The following is a 1,915-nucleotide window of genomic DNA, read 5'->3' as shown; positions in this document are numbered from 1 at the left end:
CATCATTGGATTTATAGCTTGTTATATTGGCTATCATATTTAAAAATAAAATGCTTCATTCAGCAAATAGGTAAATTACGACACCTTCCTGAACGAAGCATTTTTTAATTTTCATGCAAATTTTTTAACACCATATAATGCCTATCAAAATAAAACAATCTTTGTTGCCGTTTAAATAATGTGAATGTCAATAAATTCTCCAAACTAGTCGAAAATAAAACAGGCTGGGACATAAATCCCTAAAAAAACAGCAGTAAGATAATTTTCAATTAGAAAATATCTTACTGCTGTTCTCTATTTATACAATACTTCGTATTGAATGGCTTCGCTTTCCTAGGGTGCCGTCTCAGCCTCGGTCTTCGACTGGCACTGCTCCCTCAGGAGTCTCGCCATTAATACTACGTATTAACATGTAATTTTACTTTTACATACTTTAAAAAAATAAGACACTTTGCCCAACTTACACTACCAATAGAAACTTCTGTTAGAATTCCTTAAAATGATATTTCGCGATATGTAAATGAAATTGTTGAAACGATACCTGATAGCGAATTCGATGAATTCAGACATCATCGTGGCGCAACATCCTATCATCCAAAAATGATGTTAAAAATCATCTTATATGCATATACTCAATCTGTATTTTCTGGTCGTAGAATAGAGAAATTACTTCATGACAGTATTCGAATGATGTGGTTAGCTCAAGATCAAACACCTTCTTATAAAACTATTAATCGTTTTAGAGTGAATCCTAATACTGATGCGTTAATTGAATCTTTATTTATTCAGTTCCATAGTCAATGTTTAAAGCAAAATCTTATTGATAATAATTCAATTTTTATTGATGGTACATAAGTAGAAGCTAATGCCAATAGATATACATTTGTGTGGAAGAAAAGTATTCAAAATCACGAGAAGAAATAGATTTAATTGGTAGTCATTTAGATAAAGAAATCGAAGATTTAAATCATTCTATTTAGAACGAAGATTGTGCTCAAATTAGAAAACAGACCCGTAAAAAAGAACTGAGATTAAGAAGTTCAAAAAGAAATTTGATGATTATTCCGAAAGAAAAAATAAATATGAAGAACAAAAATCGATTCTTAAAGATAGAAATAGCTTTTCTAAAACTGATCATGATGCAACTTTTATGAGAATGAAGGAAGACCATATGAAAAATGGCCAACTTAAGCCAGGATACAATTTACAAATAGCGACAAATTCTCAATTTTTTTATCCTATGACCTATTTCAAACCCCAACAGATACTAGAACTTTAATTCCATTTTTAACAATGATTCAAAATACCTTCGGTTATTTACCAGAGTATATTGTAGCTGATGCAGGTTATGATAGTGAGCAAAACTATATGGCTATTATAGATGATTTTAATAAAACGCCACTTATTACGTATGGCATGTTTATTAAAGATAAAACTAGAAAGTTTAAAAGTGACATTTTTAACACTCAAAATTGGAAATATGACGAACTTAATGATGAATTTATATGTCCTAATAACAAAAGAATAGGTTTTAAAAGATATGCATACCGTAATGATAGATATGGTTTTAAACGTGACTTCAAGCTATATGAATGCGATGACTGTTCAGCATGTTCTTTGAGGCAACAATGCATGAAACCAAATTCGAAATCCAATAAGAAAATCATGAAGAATTATAATTGGGAATACTTTAAAGCCCAAATTAATCAAAAGCTTTCTGAACCAGAAACGAAAAAAATCTATAGTCAAAGAAAAATTGATGTAGAGCTTGTTTTTGGATTTATGAAGGCTATTTTGGGTTTCACTCGAATGTCAGTTCGAGGAATAAATAATGTTAAACGAGAGCTAGGTTTTGTATTAATGGCACTTAATATAAGGAAAATAGCAGCTCAACGAGCTGTACATTATAAAATAC

At 30.3% G+C, this 1,915-nt stretch carries 1 pseudogene; it reads left to right on the top strand.

From position 1 onward, the window contains the following. Positions 1-441: 441 nt before the first annotated feature. A pseudogene (locus IDG60_RS12700) lies at positions 442-1,915 on the top strand (IS1182 family transposase); the annotation flags it as partial.

Source organism: Staphylococcus sp. EG-SA-2 (genome assembly GCF_017152085.1).
The sequence above is the reverse complement of the archived record's forward strand: the minus strand, read 5'-3'. Positions and strand labels throughout refer to the sequence as shown.